General features: G+C 50.3%; 19 protein-coding genes. 8 read left to right on the top strand and 11 right to left on the bottom strand.

From position 1 onward, the window contains the following. The first annotated feature begins 11 nt into the window (after positions 1–11). The 4 genes from D7Z26_RS11565 (at position 12) to D7Z26_RS11550 (ending at position 5868) form a co-directional block, all read left to right on the top strand. Positions 12–1373: a sensor histidine kinase gene (locus tag D7Z26_RS11565; protein WP_120977023.1), complete on the top strand. Its 1362-nt coding sequence runs from the start codon at positions 12–14 to the stop codon at positions 1371–1373. A gap of 375 nt (positions 1374–1748) precedes the next feature. After that, positions 1749–2783 carry a sensor histidine kinase gene (locus tag D7Z26_RS11560; protein ID WP_158602274.1) on the top strand — a complete coding sequence of 345 codons (1035 nt, stop codon included), beginning with the start codon at positions 1749–1751 and terminating at the stop codon, positions 2781–2783. Positions 2784–2933: 150 nt separating this feature from the next. Beyond that, a complete protein-coding gene (locus D7Z26_RS11555; RefSeq protein ID WP_158602273.1) occupies positions 2934–4184 on the top strand; it encodes a sensor histidine kinase in 1251 nt (416 codons plus the stop codon). A gap of 127 nt (positions 4185–4311) precedes the next feature. After that, positions 4312–5868: a glycosyl hydrolase family 18 protein gene (locus tag D7Z26_RS11550; protein WP_120977017.1), complete on the top strand. Its 1557-nt coding sequence runs from the start codon at positions 4312–4314 to the stop codon at positions 5866–5868. An 81-nt stretch (positions 5869–5949) separates the two neighbouring features. Here the strand turns inward: D7Z26_RS11550 and D7Z26_RS11545 are convergent, their stop codons facing one another. The 4 genes from D7Z26_RS11545 to D7Z26_RS11530 all read right to left on the bottom strand — a co-directional run bounded on the left by D7Z26_RS11545 (position 5950) and on the right by D7Z26_RS11530 (position 10509). Further along, positions 5950–6834 (bottom strand): fumarylacetoacetate hydrolase family protein, encoded by an 885-nt coding sequence (locus D7Z26_RS11545; RefSeq protein ID WP_120977015.1) that lies wholly within the window; start codon positions 6832–6834, stop codon positions 5950–5952. A gap of 58 nt (positions 6835–6892) precedes the next feature. Continuing rightward, positions 6893–7669, bottom strand: a complete 777-nt coding sequence (locus D7Z26_RS11540) for an SDR family NAD(P)-dependent oxidoreductase (protein ID WP_120977013.1) — start codon at positions 7667–7669, stop codon at positions 6893–6895. A gap of 21 nt (positions 7670–7690) precedes the next feature. Continuing rightward, on the bottom strand, positions 7691–8485 hold the full coding sequence (locus tag D7Z26_RS11535; protein ID WP_120977011.1) for an IclR family transcriptional regulator: 795 nt from the start codon (positions 8483–8485) through the stop codon (positions 7691–7693). A 128-nt stretch (positions 8486–8613) separates the two neighbouring features. Further along, positions 8614–10509, bottom strand: a complete 1896-nt coding sequence (locus tag D7Z26_RS11530) for a PrkA family serine protein kinase (RefSeq protein WP_120977009.1) — start codon at positions 10507–10509, stop codon at positions 8614–8616. A 172-nt stretch (positions 10510–10681) separates the two neighbouring features. Here D7Z26_RS11530 and D7Z26_RS11525 point away from each other — a divergent pair, with 172 nt between their 5' ends. Continuing rightward, entirely contained in the window at positions 10682–11515 is an 834-nt protein-coding gene (locus tag D7Z26_RS11525; RefSeq protein WP_120977007.1) for a DUF2161 domain-containing phosphodiesterase, read from the top strand. Next, positions 11515–11823, top strand: a complete 309-nt coding sequence (locus D7Z26_RS11520) for a Rieske (2Fe-2S) protein (RefSeq protein WP_120977005.1) — start codon at positions 11515–11517, stop codon at positions 11821–11823. Before D7Z26_RS11525 ends, D7Z26_RS11520 begins: the two co-directional genes overlap by 1 nt. A 7-nt stretch (positions 11824–11830) precedes the next feature. Here the strand turns inward: D7Z26_RS11520 and D7Z26_RS11515 are convergent, their stop codons facing one another. Further along, positions 11831–12970 (bottom strand): aminotransferase class I/II-fold pyridoxal phosphate-dependent enzyme, encoded by a 1140-nt coding sequence (locus D7Z26_RS11515; protein ID WP_120977003.1) that lies wholly within the window; start codon positions 12968–12970, stop codon positions 11831–11833. A 173-nt stretch (positions 12971–13143) separates the two neighbouring features. Here D7Z26_RS11515 and D7Z26_RS27295 point away from each other — a divergent pair, with 173 nt between their 5' ends. Beyond that, entirely contained in the window at positions 13144–13290 is a 147-nt protein-coding gene (locus D7Z26_RS27295; protein WP_158602272.1) for a hypothetical protein, read from the top strand. Positions 13291–13407: 117 nt separating this feature from the next. Here the strand turns inward: D7Z26_RS27295 and D7Z26_RS11510 are convergent, their stop codons facing one another. The 3 genes from D7Z26_RS11510 to serC form a co-directional block, all read right to left on the bottom strand. Next, positions 13408–13650, bottom strand: coding sequence for an AbrB/MazE/SpoVT family DNA-binding domain-containing protein (locus D7Z26_RS11510; RefSeq protein ID WP_120977001.1), 243 nt, complete (start codon positions 13648–13650; stop codon positions 13408–13410). A gap of 173 nt (positions 13651–13823) precedes the next feature. Then, the gene (gene trmL / locus D7Z26_RS11505; protein ID WP_120976999.1) at positions 13824–14285 is read right to left on the bottom strand and encodes a tRNA (uridine(34)/cytosine(34)/5-carboxymethylaminomethyluridine(34)-2'-O)-methyltransferase TrmL; all 462 of its coding nucleotides are present in this window, start codon (positions 14283–14285) and stop codon (positions 13824–13826) included. Between the two features lie 109 nt (positions 14286–14394). After that, the gene (gene serC, locus D7Z26_RS11500; protein WP_120976997.1) at positions 14395–15486 is read right to left on the bottom strand and encodes a 3-phosphoserine/phosphohydroxythreonine transaminase; all 1092 of its coding nucleotides are present in this window, start codon (positions 15484–15486) and stop codon (positions 14395–14397) included. A gap of 127 nt (positions 15487–15613) precedes the next feature. Between serC and thpR the strand changes: the two genes are divergently transcribed. Further along, positions 15614–16261, top strand: a complete 648-nt coding sequence (thpR, locus tag D7Z26_RS11495; protein ID WP_158602271.1) for an RNA 2',3'-cyclic phosphodiesterase — start codon at positions 15614–15616, stop codon at positions 16259–16261. 12 nt (positions 16262–16273) lie between these two features. Here the strand turns inward: thpR and D7Z26_RS11490 are convergent, their stop codons facing one another. The 3 genes from D7Z26_RS11490 to D7Z26_RS11480 form a co-directional block, all read right to left on the bottom strand. Next, positions 16274–16972 carry a class F sortase gene (locus D7Z26_RS11490; RefSeq protein WP_233566819.1) on the bottom strand — a complete coding sequence of 233 codons (699 nt, stop codon included), beginning with the start codon at positions 16970–16972 and terminating at the stop codon, positions 16274–16276. A 51-nt stretch (positions 16973–17023) separates the two neighbouring features. Continuing rightward, positions 17024–17317: a hypothetical protein gene (locus D7Z26_RS11485; protein WP_120976993.1), complete on the bottom strand. Its 294-nt coding sequence runs from the start codon at positions 17315–17317 to the stop codon at positions 17024–17026. Positions 17318–17424: 107 nt separating this feature from the next. Next, positions 17425–18576: a sn-glycerol-1-phosphate dehydrogenase gene (locus D7Z26_RS11480; protein WP_120976991.1), complete on the bottom strand. Its 1152-nt coding sequence runs from the start codon at positions 18574–18576 to the stop codon at positions 17425–17427. Between the last annotated feature and the right edge of the window lie 9 nt (positions 18577–18585).

Genomic DNA, 18585 nt, shown 5'->3' with positions numbered 1-18585 from the left:
GAAAAGTTGTCATGCAGGAATTTATTACATTCTTAAAACTTGATCTCCTAGTTTCGCAGCCTCAATTTTTTGTGTATTGGTTATTTTGTTTCTCTTTTCTCGATCCTTTACCGAAAAATTTATATAAAAGATTGGGTATTATTACCTTATTACATTCCGTATATACCGACTCATTAATTCTTATACTTCCTGCTCCCTTGATTATTATAAATACGCTTTTGGCAGGAACAGTACTATTATTTTTCGTCTTCAGGGAACTTAGCACTAAAAAGAAATTAGTCCTTCTGTTCTTTACCTTGTTTTTTGGAATTTTAATGGATTTAATTCTAACCGCAATCGCAATATATATCTTTAAGATCCCTTCGCACGAGAATATGCTCAAAGATAATCTCTACCTGATGATTACGATCATTTTTCCACAATTAATTATTACGTCTATTGCTAGTTATTTTATTCGTAATAAAAAACTGCTTTCAGCAAATCGTTTATTTTCCGCCCTAATAGGAATTGAAAAGAATATTATTTCTAAGTTGATTATTTTGATTGTTTTTCAATTTATTATTTTGGCGATTCTTCAATATTTTCAATTGTTCCCTAATGAAGATCACCATTACCTTAATTCCATTTTGATATACGTCCTTATTTTCATCAGTATACTTGCCCTCGTCTCCATGTTCCGTCTGCTTCTCCGAACAAGAGAACAAGCAGCCAGGATGACGCAAGAGGTTTATGTTGAAGAAATCAATGATATGTTCACCTCTATACGTGGACAAAGACATGATTTTCTGAACCATGTGCAAGTTATTCATACGATGTCTCAGATGGGAAAGAATGATCAACTCAGAACATATGTGGCAGCACTAGTAAAGGAAACTCGCGACGTAAGCGACATTGCGTATCATTCTTTGCCGGCTCTGGCAGCATTCGCCAAAGCGAAAACGACTGTCGCAATTGGTAAAGGCATAAAGTTCACTTGCGATCTACCTGACAATTGGAACTATCATGAAACAACCGTCAAAGTTATCGATATCATTAAAATTATCGGTAATCTCGTTGATAACGCTTTCGATGTGTCAGACAGTATTTCACCAGAACTACGGGAAGTCCATGCAACTATCCGACTGGAAGGGACATCTATCATAGAACTTATCGTTTCAAACCACGGTCCCGTCATTCTAGACCATGATAAAGAACGTATTTTCGACCCTGGTTATACTTCGAAAGGTGAAAGCCACTCCGGCCTCGGACTTGCCATCGTGCAAGAACGAGTCAAACATTACAATGGAAAATTGGAACTACACTCAGACATAAAAAAAGAACAAACAATAGGTACAACTACATTTCGAATTTCTCTCCCTCAGACATCTGTTTGAGCGCATTAGAATTTTGATTATCAGGATTTGAGGAGCGAGGAAGGTATCATGGACGAGTTTCTTAATTTTATAAAGCTCGATATTTTAATTGCTCAACCGCAAACTTTTCTCTGCTTGTTGTTTTGCTTTTCTTTTTTAGATCCACTGCCTGCTAAGCTGTACAAAAGAATTGCGATTATCTCTATCACCCACTCAATCTACACCGACATTCTTATTCTGTATCTGCCGTTGTCTCTGCATTTAATCAATTCACTATCGGTAGGCGCAATCCTGCTTTTTGTCGTATTCAAAGAAATACCCATTAAAAAGAAACTATACCTCTTATTATTTTGGTTCGCTGTCGGTATTATAATGGATTTGATCTCCAGCTCTTTAATGATCTATATATCCGGAAGCGTCACCCACGCCGAACTGATCCGCGAAAATGTATTCGATATCATGATGTGTGTGTACCCGGAGTTATTGGTTCTGTTCGTCATCTCTTGGTTTATACGGAACAGAAACAATTACTCTACTAAGAAACTATTCTCGATCGTCTTGAATGACGACCGTAAGACGTTAACAAACGTAATTTTGCTTATTTGCTTTCAATTTTGCCTGCTTGGATCGATACAACTGATCTTATCGACGAGTGATAGTTATAACCCTTTTCTTAACGGTAGTCTGATTCTAATCACGATTACCGTAAGCGTCCTGGCCCTCGTTTCCATCATCCGCCTGCTCGTCCGCACAAGGGAGCAAGTGGCCCGGATGACGCAAGAGGTGTACGTGGAAGAGATTAACGATATGTTTACGTCTATACGCGGGCAAAGGCACGACTTTCTTAACCATATGCAGGTCATGCATACGATGTCGCAAATGGGCAAGAACGAGCAGTTAAATACCTATATCAGTGAATTGGTCAAGGAAACCCGCTCGGTGAGCGATATTGTCCACCATTCTTCGCCGGCTCTGGCTGCTTTCGCGCAATCGAAGACGACGGTCGCAATAGGCAAGGGCATCGGGTTCACTTGCGAACTGCCTGACAATTGGAATATGCAAGAAACGACCGTCAAGGTTATCGATATTATCAAGATTATCGGAAATCTCGTAGACAACGCCTTCGACGAGACCGAGACGCTTCCGCAAAATCAACGGCAGGTTCATGCTTCGATACGCATAGACGAACGAAATCGTATTGAACTCCTGGTGTCGAACAGAGGACGTCATCTATCCGATAAAGACAAAGATCGAATGTTCGCTCCCGGTTATACTTCCAAAGGCAACGATCACTCCGGCCTTGGACTTGCCATCGTTCAGGAGCGAGTCAAGCATTATAATGGCAGCCTTGAAGTCCAATCCGAAGAAAATCCAGTTCAAGCTGTCGGCACGACTATATTCAGAATTACTCTGCCACAAGCGCAAACATAATTTGTACACCTAAAGTAAATCGAGGAGCGTAGCCCTAAGATGAATGACATCATAAACTTTATAAAACTAGATATCTTTGGGTCGCAACCGCAAATTTTCGTTTATTGGTTGTTTTGCCTCTCTTTTCTTGACCCCGTGCCCCCAAAACTAATGAAACGTCTTTTCTTTATCGCTGTCATTCATTCCGTCTATACGGATTTGATGATCTTAGTGCTCCCTTCGTATGTTCATATTATTAATTCACTCTTGATTGGATTGTTCTTGTTATTCGTATTCTTCAGAGATGTCAGCACGAAGAAAAAACTCATCGTCTACTTATTCATCATGATATTTGCCATCGCGATGGATCTCTTGTTAACGGGGATTATGGTCTATGGCTATGGAGTAGACACTCGTGAAGAAATGGTTACGTCAAAGTATTTCGAATTGCTATCCGTGCTTTATCCGCTATTAAGCGTGATTTTTATGGCTTCCTGGATCATACGCCGACGCAAGCAATTCCCTGGCAAAAAAATATTCGCAATTTTCGTCGAGTTGGAAAGAAGTACGATAACCGCAGTGCTAGCGCTCATTTTACTGCAATTCTTTCTACTGGGTACGCTGCAAATCGTACAAATAATGCCGGAAAGATATGATGTACCTCTTAATTCCACCTTGATCTATGCTACTATCGTTATCAGCCTGCTCTCTCTCGTCACGATTATCCGTCTGCTCGTCCGAACAAGGGAGCAAGCGGTCCGGATGACGCAAGAGGTGTACGTGGAAGAGATTAACGATATGTTTACGTCTATCCGCGGACAAAGGCACGACTTTCTTAATCATGTTCAGGTTATACATACGATGGTGCATATGGGGAAAACGGAGCAGTTGAAATCGTACGTAAATGATTTAGTGAAGGAGACGCGCTCCGTCAGCGACATCGTTCATCATTCTTCTCCAGCCTTGGCGGCTTTCGCGCAAGCGAAGACGACGGTCGCCATTGGCAAGGGCATAGCGTTCACTTGCGAACTGCCCGATAATTGGAACATGCACGAAACGACCGTTAAGGTTATCGATATTATCAAGATCATCGGAAATCTCGTAGACAACGCCTTCGACGAGACCGAGATCCTTCCGCAGGATCAACGACAAGTCCATGCGTCGATTCGAATAGACGAACAGAAACGCATTGAACTTCTGGTATCGAACAGAGGGCGCCACATTTCCGATAATGACAAAGATCGAATCTTCGCTCCCGGTTATACTTCCAAAGGCAAGGATCACACCGGCCTTGGCCTGGCCATCGTTCAAGAACGAGTTAAGCATTATAAAGGCAGCCTTGAGATTCTGTCGAAAGAGAACGAGTTACAACCGCTCGGAACGACCCAATTCCGAATCACTCTCCCGAAGACATCTGTATAAAATCTCCTCTATGCCCACATTCTTTGCCTTTACGAAGAAACCGCTCTCTCGGAAAATAAGGTGAACGACTTATTCTCATAGAGTCCCGCGATCCCAAGCGGAAACTCTATCACCGGGAGAGTGACAGATGAAAGGTCATGCAACGCGTCTATGCATCGTGATGCTGCTCTTCGTCGTCGGATTCATCTCGATTCCGATGCAAGAAGGCCACGCAGGCAATGAGATCAAAGTATTCTACAACGGCAGCCGTATTGTTTTCTCCTCGCAACCTGTTCAACTCGGCGGCAATACATACGTCGAGACCCGTCCGTTCATCCAGTCTCTCGGCTTGCAAGTCGCCTGGACCAGCAAGACGAAATTCAAGCTTACCAAACCCCAAACAACGATCGAAATGGAATTAAACAACAGTTCGGCAACCATCAACGGCAGCAAAATAACGTTATCCGCCGTACCGACGCTCAGAGGTTCGAAGCTGTTCCTCCCCGTTCGGCCAATAGCGACAATTCTTAATCTAACTCTGAATTGGAACGCCGCTACCAAAACAGTAGAGCTTGCATCGAGAACGACAACGACGACGCCCCCTACGCCGTCCGTTCCAAGTTCATCCTATCGAATAATCGGCTATTATCCCTCTTGGGCGCTCTATCAGAATTATGATGTCTCGCAGATCGGTTCAACGGGCTTGACCCACTTAAACTATGCTTTCGCAAATATTAAGAATGGTCAGGTCGTACTTGGCGACCCTGCCGCGGATCAAACCAATTTCGATCGGCTAACCAAGCTCAAAAAAGCGAAACCGGGTTTGAAGACGCTCATCAGCGTGGGCGGATGGGGTTGGTCCGGCCAGTTCTCGGACGTCGCCGCGTCGATCTATTCACGCAATCTATTCGCCGATAGCGTTGTTAGCTTCATCCGTAAATATGGTTTCGACGGAGTCGATATCGACTGGGAATACCCCGTTGCCGGAGGGTTGTCCAGCAACAAGGTTCGACCTGAGGATAAAACGAACTTCACGATGCTACTGAAAGCGATCCGCGACAAGCTGAATGCCGCGGGAACGAACGATGGCAAGAAATACTTGCTCACGATCGCGGTCGGCGTATCCGAGGATAACATTCGCAACATCGAGACGGCGAAGTTAAATTCCCTTGTCGATTGGATCAACTTGATGACCTATGACTATCATGGCAACTGGGACCAGGTTAGCGGACACCAAGCGCCCCTCTACGCCGATCTCAACGATGCTGGAAGCTCGAAGGGGAATATCGATTACGCGGTTAACACTTACTTGAAAGCCGGGGCTTCCGCTAAAAAGTTAATCGTAGGTATTCCATTCTACGGGCGGAGTTGGACAGGATGCGGCCAGTCGAATCACGGCCTGGATCAGAGTTGCAAAGGCGTTGCGGACGGCGTCATAGCGGACGGCATTCACGAATACGGAAACTTGATATCAAAGGGATGGATTAATGGGCAGGGGTATGTCCGGTACTGGGATAACAACGCGAAAGTTCCTTGGTTGTTTAACTCTTCGACCGGAACGATGATCTCGTACGAAGATCCCGAATCCATCACCTACAAGGCAGCCTACATTAAGGCCAAAGGACTTGGAGGAGCGATGGCTTGGGAGCTAAGCCAAGATTCCAAGAACGCGCTGCTTAACAAACTCGTTCAAGCATTGAAATAATGTATTAAATTAGAATTGCAACGCGGAGAGGCAGCACAATAGCGATAGGCTATTGTGCTGCCTCTTTATCTATTCAATCTATTATTCTCCCACGAACCGATTCGTCAACGAGCCGAGCTTCTCGATCTCGATCGTAACGACGTCCCCCGGCTTCAGATAGATTTGTTTCTCCGGCGGATAACCGAGCACGACCCCTTCCGGCGTTCCGGTGAGAATAACGTCTCCAGGTTCCAGCGTGAGATGCTGCGAAATATAACTTACGATCTCGTCGCAAGCGAAGATCATATCCGATGTGTTGGACTGCTGGCGTACTTCCCCGTTGACGGTCGATTTAATGTTCAACCGATTCGGATCGCCCACCTCGTCCGCCGTAACCAAATACGGTCCGAGCGGGCTGAAATCATCGCCGATCTTGCCAAGCATCCACTGCGGCGTGCGCATCTGCAAGTCCCGAGCCGACAAGTCGTTGACGCAGCAGTAGCCGAACACATGATCCAACGCGTCTTCTTTCGACACGTACTTCGCTTTTTTCCCGATGACGATAACAAGCTCGGCCTCGTAATCCAGTTTATTCGTAACGCGAGGTATCGCGATGTCGCGGCCATGGGCGGTAAGGGTGTTCTGGAATTTATTGAAGAGGATCGGGAATTCCGGAATAGGCGCGTTCGTCTCTTCCGCATGTTTGCGGTAGTTCAGTCCGACGCAGATCATTTTTTTCGGATCCGTGACGCACGGACCGAACTCGAGATCGGATTCCCGCAGCCATGCCGCGCTACTCGCGGAAGTAGATGCGACGAGGTCGGAGATCGCGCCGAGAGCGGAAACGCCTTCCTCGATGACGGACATAACCGAATCGGGAACGCAAGCACCAGCTTCCTTAGCGGCTTCCGCTACGTCCAACACTCCCTTTTCCGTCTTTACTCCAAGCGATGTTACGCCTTGCTTTACGAATGTAAGAAGTTTCATAAGTACGATTCCTCCGTTAACGGGATAATAGGAACTAAATTGTAATCAACAATCATGGCTATGCGTTTTTGCCGAAAGTGACGCCGCCGTCGATGTAGAACGGGGAACCCATCATGAACTTCGACTCGTCCGAAGCGAGGAACAAAGCCGCCTGGGCGACATCGTGCGGACGCCCCAGATCGCCGCTCAGTTGACGCGTCTTCAAGGACGCGATCGCCGTTTCGGGATCGTCATACGACGTTCTTAAGTAGTTCTCTACGAAAGGCGTAAGAATCGTTCCCGGCAACAACGCGTTCACACGAATGTTATATGCCGCATAATCGACCTGCATCGATTTCGTAAGCGCGAGAACGGCCCCCTTCGTCGCCGCGTAGGAAGCGCGCTTGGCTAATCCGATCTCGGCGATGCACGAGGACATGTTAATAATCGATCCTTCGCGTTGTTCGATCATAAGAGGGATCACAAACTTGGAAGGCAAGTATACTCCGCGTATGTTCACGTTGATCACGCGATCCCATGCTTCCGGCTCGATCTCGTGAAGCACGCCAACCCCGCTGATGCCCGCATTGTTAAAGAGCACATCGATACGGCCGTATTCGAGCTTAATCTCCTCTACCATCGCGGATACTTGTTCGGGTTTCGTCACGTCGGCGCCGATGAATATCGCTTCGCCGCCTGCATCTCGAATCATTTTGACCGTTTCCTCGCCCTTGACGGCATCAAGATCGTTGACAACGACACGAGCCCCTTCTTTCGCGAACAACAGCGCGGAGCTCTGGCCGATTCCCGATCCCGCGCCGGTAATCAAAGCGACTTTATTCGCTAATCTTGCCATATCTAATCTCAGCTCTCTTCCTTAGTGAATGGATAAAGACAGACTAAGTCTCTTCGCTAGCGCTTGTACTTCCCCGATTGCCTTATCTCGGGTTTCATTCCATTTGTGAACAGCGATCGAAGCGCTTACGGCAGCCACCGCGCTTCCGTCGGAAGCCAAGATCGGCGCGGCGACGCAGCAGAAACCCATGACGGATTCCTGTTCCTCGATCGAATAACCGGCCATTCTTATCGCTTTCAATTGGGGGGCGAGCCGAGTTAACGATGTTATCGTATTCGGCGTAAGCTCCTCTAACGGGTCGTGCAACGTTCGTTCGAGCGCGCCTTCCGGACTCCACGCAAGCAACGCTTTGCCCAGCGCCGTCGCATGCGCGGGAAATCTCATCCCGGGTTCGGACACGATCCGCACCCGGGAAGGCATCTCGACCTTCTCCAAGTAAAAAACTTGGTCTCCGTCCAGCTTGGCGAGTTGAATCGTTTCCTGCAATGAATCCCTAGTCTTGGCCGCTTCTTCGAGAAACCGTTCCTTTAGGTCGAATTGTTCTAAAAACGCATGCCCAAGACTCCCGAGAACATGCCCGAGGATATAGGCGTCGTTCTGTCCTTTGCCGACCCAGCCAAGCTGCTCCAACGTATGAAGCAGCACGAACATCGAGCTTTTGTGAATGCCCAAACGATTGGACAAATCCATTAATTTCAGCTTGCCGGGCTCCTTGGCTATCTGTTCCAGGATGAGATGGGTTTTCTCGACGGCGGGAGCCCAATATTTCCGTTGATTGATAGTATCTCCTCCGGTTAGTTTAATATAATAAACCATAGTTTATTATGATCTACCGTAAGTTTATTCCCCTTTCCGAATTTCGTCAAGACAAAGAGACTATCCCCAAGGTCATTCTCGCCTTGGGAATAGTCTCGCGGTATGTGATCGGATCGGGTAAATAAATCTTATCTGTTAAGTAGACTGCCCACGTAACGCAGCAATTCATTCGCGCACACGGGACAGTAATGGTGCTCGTCAATGAGACGCTTTGTTACTTCGTTGATGCGCTTTAGCTGGCTCTCGTCGGGCGTCTTCGTCGAGGTCGTGATTTTGACGATGTCCTTCAAGTCCGTGAACAGCTTTTTCTCGATCGCTTCGCGAAGGCGGTCATGCATGCTGTAGTCGAACTTCTTGCCTTTACGCGAATAGGCCGAGATCCGGATCAGGATTTCTTCGCGGAAAGCTTTCTTCGCGTTCTCGGACACTCCGATCTGCTCCTCGATCGAGCGCATGAGCCTCTCGTCCGGGTCCATTTCTTCGCCGGTCAGAGGATCTTTGATTTTCGCCCAATTGCAATACGCTTCGATGTTATCGAGGTAATTCTCGAATAAAGTTCGCGCGGACTCCTCGAAGGAATACACGAAAGCCTTCTGGATTTCTTTCTTCGCCAGATTGTCGTATTCCTTGCGCGCGACGGAGATGAAGTTCAAATACTTCTCCCGTTCCTCCCGCGTAATCGAAGGATGCTGGTCGAGTCCGTCTTTCAAAGCGCGCAGAACGTCCAAGGCGTTAATGCACGGCAAATCATGTTTAATGAGCGCGCTTGAGATCCGGTTAATGACGTAGCGGGGATCTATTCCGGACATCCCCTCTTCCACGAACTCGTTTTGCATCTCCTTCAGGTCGGCTTCCTTATAACCTTCCACCTCTTCGCCGTCGTACATTCGCATTTTTTTGACCAAGTCCATGCCTTGTTTCTTCGATTCCTTCAATCGGGTCAATATGGAGAAAATAGCGGCGGCTCGCAACGCGTGCGGAGCGATATGCACATGGCTCATATCGGATTGGCCGATCAGCTTCGTATATATTTTCTCTTCCGCGGATACCTTCAGATTGTAAGGAACCGGCATAACGATCATTCTGGATTGTAGCGCTTCGTTTTTCTTGTTGGAAATGAACGCCTTATACTCCGATTCGTTGGTGTGCGCCACGATCATCTCGTCGGCGCTGATCAACGCGAACCGTCCAGCCTTGAAATTCCCCTCCTGGGTCAGCGATAGTAGATTCCATAGGAACTTCTCGTCGCATTTCAACATTTCCTGGAATTCCATCAATCCCCGGTTCGCCTTGTTCAACTCCCCGTCGAATCGATACGCGCGCGGGTCCGACTCCGAGCCGTACTCCGTAATCGTCGAGAAATCGATGCTCCCCGTCAAGTCCGCGATATCCTGCGACTTAGGGTCCGACGGGCTGAACGTGCCGATGCCGACGCGGTTTTTCTCCGATATGAGCACGCGTTCAATCGGTACCTGCTCGATATCGTCATCGAACTCGGTACGCAAACGCATCTGGCAGGAAGGGCATAGATCGCCTTCGATTCGCACGCCAAGCTCCTTCTCGACCTCCGAGCGCAGCTCATTGGGAATCAGATGCAACGGGTCCTCCTGCATCGGGCAGCCTTTAATCGCATATACGGCGCCTCGCGGCGAACGCGAGTATTGTTCCAGCCCTTTCTTGAGCAAGGTGACGATCGTCGATTTCCCTCCGCTGACCGGTCCCATCAGCAGCAATATCCTTTTGCGCACGTCAAGCCGTCTCGCCGCCGAGTGGAAATATTCCTCCACGAGCTTCTCCATCGTCTGGTCGAGGCCGAAAATCTCGGAGTTGAAAAACTTATATTTTTTACTACCTCCCCGCTCCTCGACACCGTGGGAAACGATCATATCGTACACCCGGGCGTGAGCGGTCATCGCCGGAGTATTATCGCGGCGAAGTAGATCGATGTAATCCCGAAACGTCCCCGACCAGCTAAGCTTCTCGCTCTCGGCCCGATACTCTGAGATCCGACTGAAGATGTCCATGCCGCTTCCTCCTCGCTACCTTCTCTACTCTTGACCTGACGTAATACATACTTATGCGGGGAGACGGACGAATTTGACCTGACATTGTTCAGACACGCTCTAATTCGCGGGAAGCATTATGCTATAATGACGATAATTCAATGCTTCCCGCAACTTGAAGGAGGGAAACCGGTTGGCCGTCAAACTAGAAACCGAGCTGTATCCGCCGGTCAAAGGCTTTTTCGAAGAGCGAGGTTACGAAGTCAAAGCAGAAATTAGGGGCTGCGATCTTGTCGCCTATCGGGCGGACCGAACGGATCCGATTATCGTTGAAATGAAAAAAACGTTCACCCTGCCGCTGCTGCTCCAAGGCGCGGACCGGCAGAAAACCGGTGCCGAGGTGTGGCTAGCCGTGGAACGCAACCGGACGAAAAAGGGCGCCCACAACCAGCGTTTCGCCGAGATCGCCGCGTTGTGCCGAAGGCTGAACCTCGGATTTCTCACGATCACGTTCTACCGCACCAAGAAACCCGTTATCGACGTTTGGTGCGAGCCCGTATCCTCCCATGCCGGCACGGCTTCCCCGATCGCGTCGGAACGGCTTACTCCTTACTCTGTCGCTCCGATCCCGGGAGGCCGCAAGAAAGCCAAAGCCGCGAAGCTGATGCAGGAATTCAACGCGCGAAGCGGCGACTACAACGTCGGCGGCAGCACGAAGCGCAAGCTCATTACCGCGTATCGGGAAAGGGCGATTCAATGCGCCCTTGCACTGGACTGCCATGGACCTTCCGCGCCAAGAACCGTTCGCGATCTAACCCACTGCCCAACCGCGGCCTCCATGCTAAGAAGCAACTATTACGGTTGGTTCGCGCGCGTAGCGAAAGGAATCTACGATTTAACGCCAGCAGGACGCAGCGCGTTGGGCGAATACGCGGGAGTGACGCAAGTCTGGGCGAAACAATTTCCTTGGGCGGAGAAATACGTCCAACGGGAGCTCGAAACGGAACCGGAAGGAGTCATGGTTTAATGCGCGAACAAGAAATCGAAATCGGAACGATCGACGCCTTCGGCGAATTGCCTGCGGAAATTACGCTGGAGCATACGCCTTATTGGCTTGTCCGGACGTCCGCGGGTGAATATCGCCTGCTGCTCGCCGTATGTCCTCATGCCGGAGGAGACATACGCCCGTTGAACGGCATGCTGATCTGTCCTTTGCATTTCTGGACGTTCGATTCCGAAACCGGAAAATGCCTGAACGATCCGGACGAAAGACTGATGCAGCGGACCGTCCTCGTCAGGGACGGGCGATTGTTCGCTATCGGCGATCTTGTTTGACGCGTGGCTAACTTCTCGACCATCGTCCCGTGAATTCTCCCACGCTCTCCGCAAGCCTTTCGATCCCGAGCTTCATCTGCCGTTCGTCGGCGTACGCGTGCGTAATCCGAATCGTGTTCATTCGGGGGTCCTTGGCGTAATAAGGCGCTCCCGGTTGGAAAATCAGTCCCTTCAGCCACGCCCCGCGCAATAAGGCTTCGCCATCTACTCCGGCGGGCAGATTCATCCATAGATGCAATCCCCCTCGCGGCTCGACCCACGTCATATCCGGTATACCCCTTTGCCCTAACAACTCCGTCAGCCGCCTCATCCGTTCTCTGCATTGCACCCTCAACATTTCGTGTAAGGGCTCTAATGGCAACTCCTCGATCAGGCGCGACAAAGCTCTCTGTTCCAGTTCGCTAATCGCGGTCTCTTTGTCCGTATATCCCTTTTGACCCTGTCTTGACTGAGTATTCCGGCGCTCCGGCGCCCCGATGATCCAACCGATTCTCAGCCCCGCGATTAACCCCGGAGGCAATTGACCTATCGATAACACTCCGGCCTCGGTTCTCTTTGGCCGCCTCTTCCCTTCCGGTTCGTAGAGTAACGATTCCTGCCGATCATCCGTGACGAGCCATACGCCGGCCTCCTGGCACCTTTCCTGGCAAGCCAGCTTATTCTCCGGACTCCAATTTGCGCCTTCCGGATCGGTACAAGACGGAGCGACATACACTAATTTGGGTCGATGCCGGTACAAAGCCGTCGTTAAAGCTTCGGGATCCAAACCCCGCCGATCGCCCGCGACGGCGACTACGTTCATTCCCGCCTTACGAAAAATTTGAAGCGCCGTTCGGGAGGTTAATCTCTCCGTCAATACCGTGTCTCCCGCGACTAGCAAATGTCCGACGATCCAAGCGATCGAACCGTCCGCTCCGTTCGTCATGGTCAAGAGGCTGCCGTTGCCTCCCGTCCTCTCCTTCAGAAAACCTTGAGCAAGCTGCGTCTTGAGCTTCTCTTCCCCGTGAGGCTCCGCCTTCCTTTCAATCGCTCCCAATCGTTCCGTAGCGGTTAGAGCCGCCGCGGCTTCCACACGCTCCTCCCAATCCGTCGCGGAAACCAACCCATCTTTAGGCCATCCGCCCATCCAATTGATTATGGAACTCAAGGCGATCCCCTCCCTTGACGATCTCGGCCTCGGTTCATTTATATGTCCGACGAAGCAAAAAAACGACCTCGCGAGAGCAAGGCCGTTTCGTTTCACGGTTGTTCACAACATTTTGCGTTTTCTTTTTTAAAGGGGTTGGTTATAATAAGTGTAGTCAAGCGGAGGTGTGGAATATGTTTCTAGTGGAAACGGCTGAAAAAGCGGCAACTAAACTATTCGGAATGTCCAATCAATTTTGGATCGTAATCCTTGTACTCGTACTGTTCGTGGCTGCCATCTTGACGTCTTCCTATAACGAAGATAAGACGAAAGGGCTGTAATAGCGGCCGAAGAGCCGGAATCCTACTTGGTTAGTCGGATCCGGCTTTTCTTTACGAATTATCCATAACAAAAAAACCGTCCCCTGGAGGGGGACGGTTTTTTTGTGCCGGTTATGTTTACAGCCCGTGCATATCTTTCACGCAAGAAGCGCACACATAGCGCTCCTTGAAATCTCCGACGCCTTCCATCGAAGAACAGAAAACGCAACGAGGCCGATAACGTTCCAGAATGATATGATCTCCTTGGACCAGGATCTCAACCGGATCCCCTTCATTCATTTGATATCGTTTACGCAACGATTTCGGTAGTACGATACGTCCTAATTGGTCTACCTTGCGAACTACGCCTGCAGGTTTCAATGCAGTACCTCCATTCATACGCTATTCTAGCTAGTTATCTCGAAACCTTTTAGCCACTCTATAGCGTTCTATAAAAAGTTGTAATACCCTTCCCAGTATCCGATTTGCTTAAGATCGTGCAATAATTCGACAAAGAATTGACGAAAAACAGAAGAAATTGTCGATTTATGTAATCAAGATAAAGGAAAGTCGTTTTGCCGCAACGCTTCGAATACAAGAATCGCAGCCGAATTCGCTAGATTCAGAGACCGGACCTTGTCCGTCATCGGAATTCGCATGCACGTTTCCGCATGCTCGTCGAGCAAAGCCTGCGGCAAGCCGGCCGTCTCTTTCCCGAATACGAAGAAATCGCCATCCCGGAATTCAAAGTCCGTGTATCTCTTCGTCACCCTTGTGCTCGCGAAAAAAAATCTTCCTCCGGGATTCGCCGCTTTTACTTCCTCGAAGGAATCGTAATACGTAATATTTACCGCATACCAATAATCCAAGCCCGCGCGCTTCAACACCTTGTCGTCCGTAGAAAATCCGAGCGGACGTACGAGATGAAGATGGGTTCCCGTCGCGGCGCACGTTCTCGCGATGTTGCCCGTGTTCGCCGGAATTTCCGGATTAACGAGCACGATGTGAAAAGACAATGCCATGACCTCCTAGATGCTACGTTGCTTATCTAGAATAGCAAAAGTTCCGCAAAATGAAAAATAGCGGCTTCGCGCCGCTATTTCCAACGATCGTAATAGAGCTCGATTATTGCGCGTTGCGGTTCTGGAAATCGCGCATAAAGTCGGCGAGCGCGCGAACGCTCTCGAGCGGAACCGCATTGTAGATCGAAGCGCGCAAACCTCCGACGCTGCGGTGTCCTTTCAAGCCGACGAAGCCTTGAGCTTCCGATTCTTTAATGAATTGCGCTTCCAGTTCCTTGCTCTGCATCGTGAACGTTACGTTCATGAGCGAGCGGCTTCCCAGCTCGGCGAAACCTTTGTAGAACCCGTTGCTGCCGTCGATCGTGTCGTAAAGCAATGCGGCCTTCTCGCGATTGATCGCTTCCATGCCCGCGGCTCCGCCGTTCGACTTTATCCATTTGAGCACTTCGCCCATCATGTAGATCGCGAATGTCGGAGGCGTGTTGTATAAGGAATCGTTCTTGGCGTGCGTATCGTATCTGAGCATTGTAGGAACAGTAGTAGAAGGCTTGGCGACAAGCTCTTCGCGGATGATGACGATCGTTACGCCCGAAGGTCCAAGGTTTTTCTGCGCACCAGCGTAGATTACCGCGAACTTGGAGACGTCGATCGGACGGCAAAGGATATCGCTCGACATATCGCCGATAAGAGGAACGTTTCCCGTGTCCGGGAATTCCGACCATTGGGTGCCTTCGATCGTTTCGTTAGAAGTAATGTGCAAATACGCCGAATCGGGAGCGTAATTCAATTCGCCGATCGAGGGTATCCGTTTATAAGAATCGGATTCCGAGGAAGCCGCGATCGCCGTTTCTCCGAACAGCTTCGCTTCTTGGATCGCTTTCGTCGCCCAGCTGCCCGTTGCGACGAACGAAGCTGTCGCGCCCGGACGAAGCAAGTTCATCGGAATCATCGCGAATTGCGTGCTTGCTCCGCCTTGAAGGAACAAGACTTTGTATCCTTCCGGAATGGAAAGCAACTCTCGAAGCAAAGATTCCGTTTCGAAATGAACCTTCTCGTAGATTGCGCCGCGATGGGACATTTCCATCAAGGACATGCCGCTATTCTCGAATTCGACGAATTGTCCTTGGACTTTCTGCAATACATCCAACGGCAGCGCCGCCGGACCGGCATTGAAGTTATAAGCGCGGTTAGCCATTTCGTTCCCACCTTATCCTGATTTCATAATAGGCTTATCATATCAGAGCATTACTCGGAAGAGCAACCATCAACTGCCCTTAATGCACGTAAAAATATCAAAATTCCGAACGAAAGCGGTATCAATGATGAATAATTTTCGTCTTTTCCTCGGTTTACGATTGCCGCAAGGCCCTTCGGAGGCTCTAACGAACAAAATGGCAGGTCTCACCGAGTCGGGAATCGTCTTTCGCCGCTGGACGCATCCGGCAGACCTGCACGTCACGCTGCATTTTCTTGGCGACACGCCGGAATCGAGCGTCGCCGCCATCGACGCCTTGACGGCCGAAACCGCGGCCGCAACGGCTCCATTCGCGCTAACGCTGACGGAGGCGGGCACCTTCGGCCCGCCGTCTGCGCCGCGCGTATTATGGTGCGGCTTGGCCGAGTCGGCCGGCGCACCACAAGAAGGCGCGCTAGCCGCGCTGCACGCGGCGCTTGGCGCGCACCTTGCCGCCTCCGGCTTCGCGACGGAGGCGAGGCCGTTCCGCGCGCACGTGACGCTTGCGCGCGGGGGCGCCGCCGGGAGCGATCCGGCGGCGCTTATGGCGGCATGGCGAGCCGTAGCCGACGCCGCGCCCGAGAGCTTGTCGTGGACGGCGGACGATGTCACGCTGTACAAAACCCATCTTGGCCGACAGCCAAGCTATGAAGCCATCGGCTGCTATGCCTTTGGATCGAATGATGACTCCAAAGGAAAAAACGCAAGCTCCGCGACTAGCGCGGAGTTTGCGTAGGAAAGACATTCATTATTTCATTAAACGCGTAAATACGATAAGCCGCTTCAAGTGCTCCTTTTTTTTCCGGTCGAATTTCCCCGTGCACGTAATCAAATTCAGCCTGGCCTCGTCGGTTTTACCGAAAATACGCGCGATCGGCGCATCGGCGGTATTATAGGCTTCAACGGAAACGACGCTGAATACCAGATAATTCCCGGCCGAATTCGATATAATCACGGGATGCCCGGGCTTTAGCTTTTTCAAGCCGTAGAAAACCGCAGGCCCCGTGTAATTATCGACATGCCCGGCAATTACGGCATTGCCGATCTGTCCCGGTTTGACCGTCCGCAGCACTCCGACGCGCTCCGGCGATCGGGGGACGTCCATTTGTCCGTTGCGTAACACCCCGACGGGATCTACGCGCGACTTAATGTTGACGGATGGAATCAGAATGGTGTTTGGCAAGATCGGTTTGGACTCAGGTTGCTTCACTTGTTTGAGCTCTGACTGCTTGATTGAATTGGCAAGCGGCCTGGGCGAAGGCATTTCCGCCTTCTCGGTAATTCGTTCCGTTTTGAAAGGACGGCTATCGAGAACTTCGGGCGGATCCGACCGGGAATGAATGGAGCTATCCGACATTTCCGGGTCGGGTGGTTTAACTTCTTGCCCGCATCCGCCGCACACGAAAAGTAACATTGTCAGGACGAAAAAAAACCGTATCTGGTTCATCTTCCTATCCCCAATGCAACAAAAAGAGGGAAATTCCCTCTTTTCGTCGGATTATTCGCTAATTCCGCCGTAACCGGTTTTCGGCAATACTTTCGGCGTAGTTTCTGCTTTCGCCTTAAATTTATTTCCCTTCAGCATTTTCCCTTTTTCCACGCTTTTCGCATGTAGTTTTCCTTTATGCACGCTTTTCGCGTGTACTTTTCCTTTATGCACGCCCTTCATATGCGTCGTTTTATGATGCTTTTGATGCTTGTGATGCTGATCCTTCACTGGAGCAGCAGACGCCGCCGTCGCACCCGTAAGAAAAATACACGCTGCAAGAAGAGCAATACTGGCTTTTTTCATTCGGTTTATTACCTCCTTTGATTGTGCGGAGTAAGGCTCCACCTGTATTAAAGTGTTCCGAACACCGCCGTTTCATAAGAGGATTATGTTGGTCATTTTTGAACTTTCTAAGAGTGACCTTCGTTATGCCGCTTTAGCAGCGTGTTTCTGCCGACGCGGTGCGTATGCGCGCGGAGCAGGCTCGCCTTCACGAGCTCCTTCTCGATGCCAAGCTCGGCTGCCGTCGTTGGCCCTCCTACATCCCTTAATCGCGCTCGTAACGAGTCGGATGAGGGTAGAGCATCAAGCGCTTCGACTAACCCCGGTACCCCCGTAAGCTCCACGTCCGGGCGCCACTCCGAGTATTTCTCCGCGATGATGGCGCAAGCTACGCCCACCTTCGCTCCATGCAACAATTGCTTGGATTTACGGCGCAATAGCTCCATCTCCCAATCATGCGACAGATGGTGCTCCGCCCCGGAGGCCGGATGGGATGCCCCGAACAATAGCATCGCTAACCCGGACAGCAGCAACGCTTCCATCAGGCGCTTTACTCCTTCTTCACTGCCCGCGGAGATGGACTCCTGAGCATCCTCGCACCACTGGAGCGTTTCCCGCGTAAGTGCCGCGGTTGCCGGGCAATAGGCTTCCCCGCCTACCGCATGCGAAAACTTCCAATCGAATAACGAAGTATGCTTGCCGATCATGTCCCCGAATCCGGCTGCGACCATAGTTTGCGGAGCCTTCCCGTAGATGTCCGGATCCGCGAATAAGGCGACCGGCGCGCCGGTATAGATCGTTTGCTTAAAGCCCCTTAGAATGATCGGCGCACCCGCCGAAGTGAAGCCGTCCACCGACGGGGCCGTAGGTACCGAAACAAACGGTTTTCCTACCCTCGAAGAAACGAAGCGCACGATATCGTGCAATGTCCCGGAACCAAGCACCACGTATGCGTCCACGGTGATCGGAATATCCACCATCACTTGAACGATCGCTTGCTCGTCCGCAACAACGTCACCCTGTTCGTCCGAGCGAACCTTACATAGCTCCGTTTGAATTCCAGCTTCATGAAGTTTCTTCCTTAGTCGTTCGCCGAACAAGTTATAAATTACCTCATCCGAAACAATGCCTACCGTCTGCCATTTCTTGCTTTTCGAATAAGTCGCCGCTCTGCCTAGAGCGCCTGGTTCCGTATCGATAAGTTCAATGGAAATGTCATGATGGTGGCCGCAACCGCAATTTTTCGCCGCTTCTCTTACTTTTCTAAGAAGATCGCTCATGAAACCCCT

This window comes from Cohnella endophytica, assembly GCF_003628305.1.
GTDB classification, from domain to species: Bacteria; Bacillota; Bacilli; order Paenibacillales; family Paenibacillaceae; genus Cohnella; species Cohnella endophytica.
The sequence above is the reverse complement of the archived record's forward strand: the minus strand, read 5'-3'. Positions and strand labels throughout refer to the sequence as shown.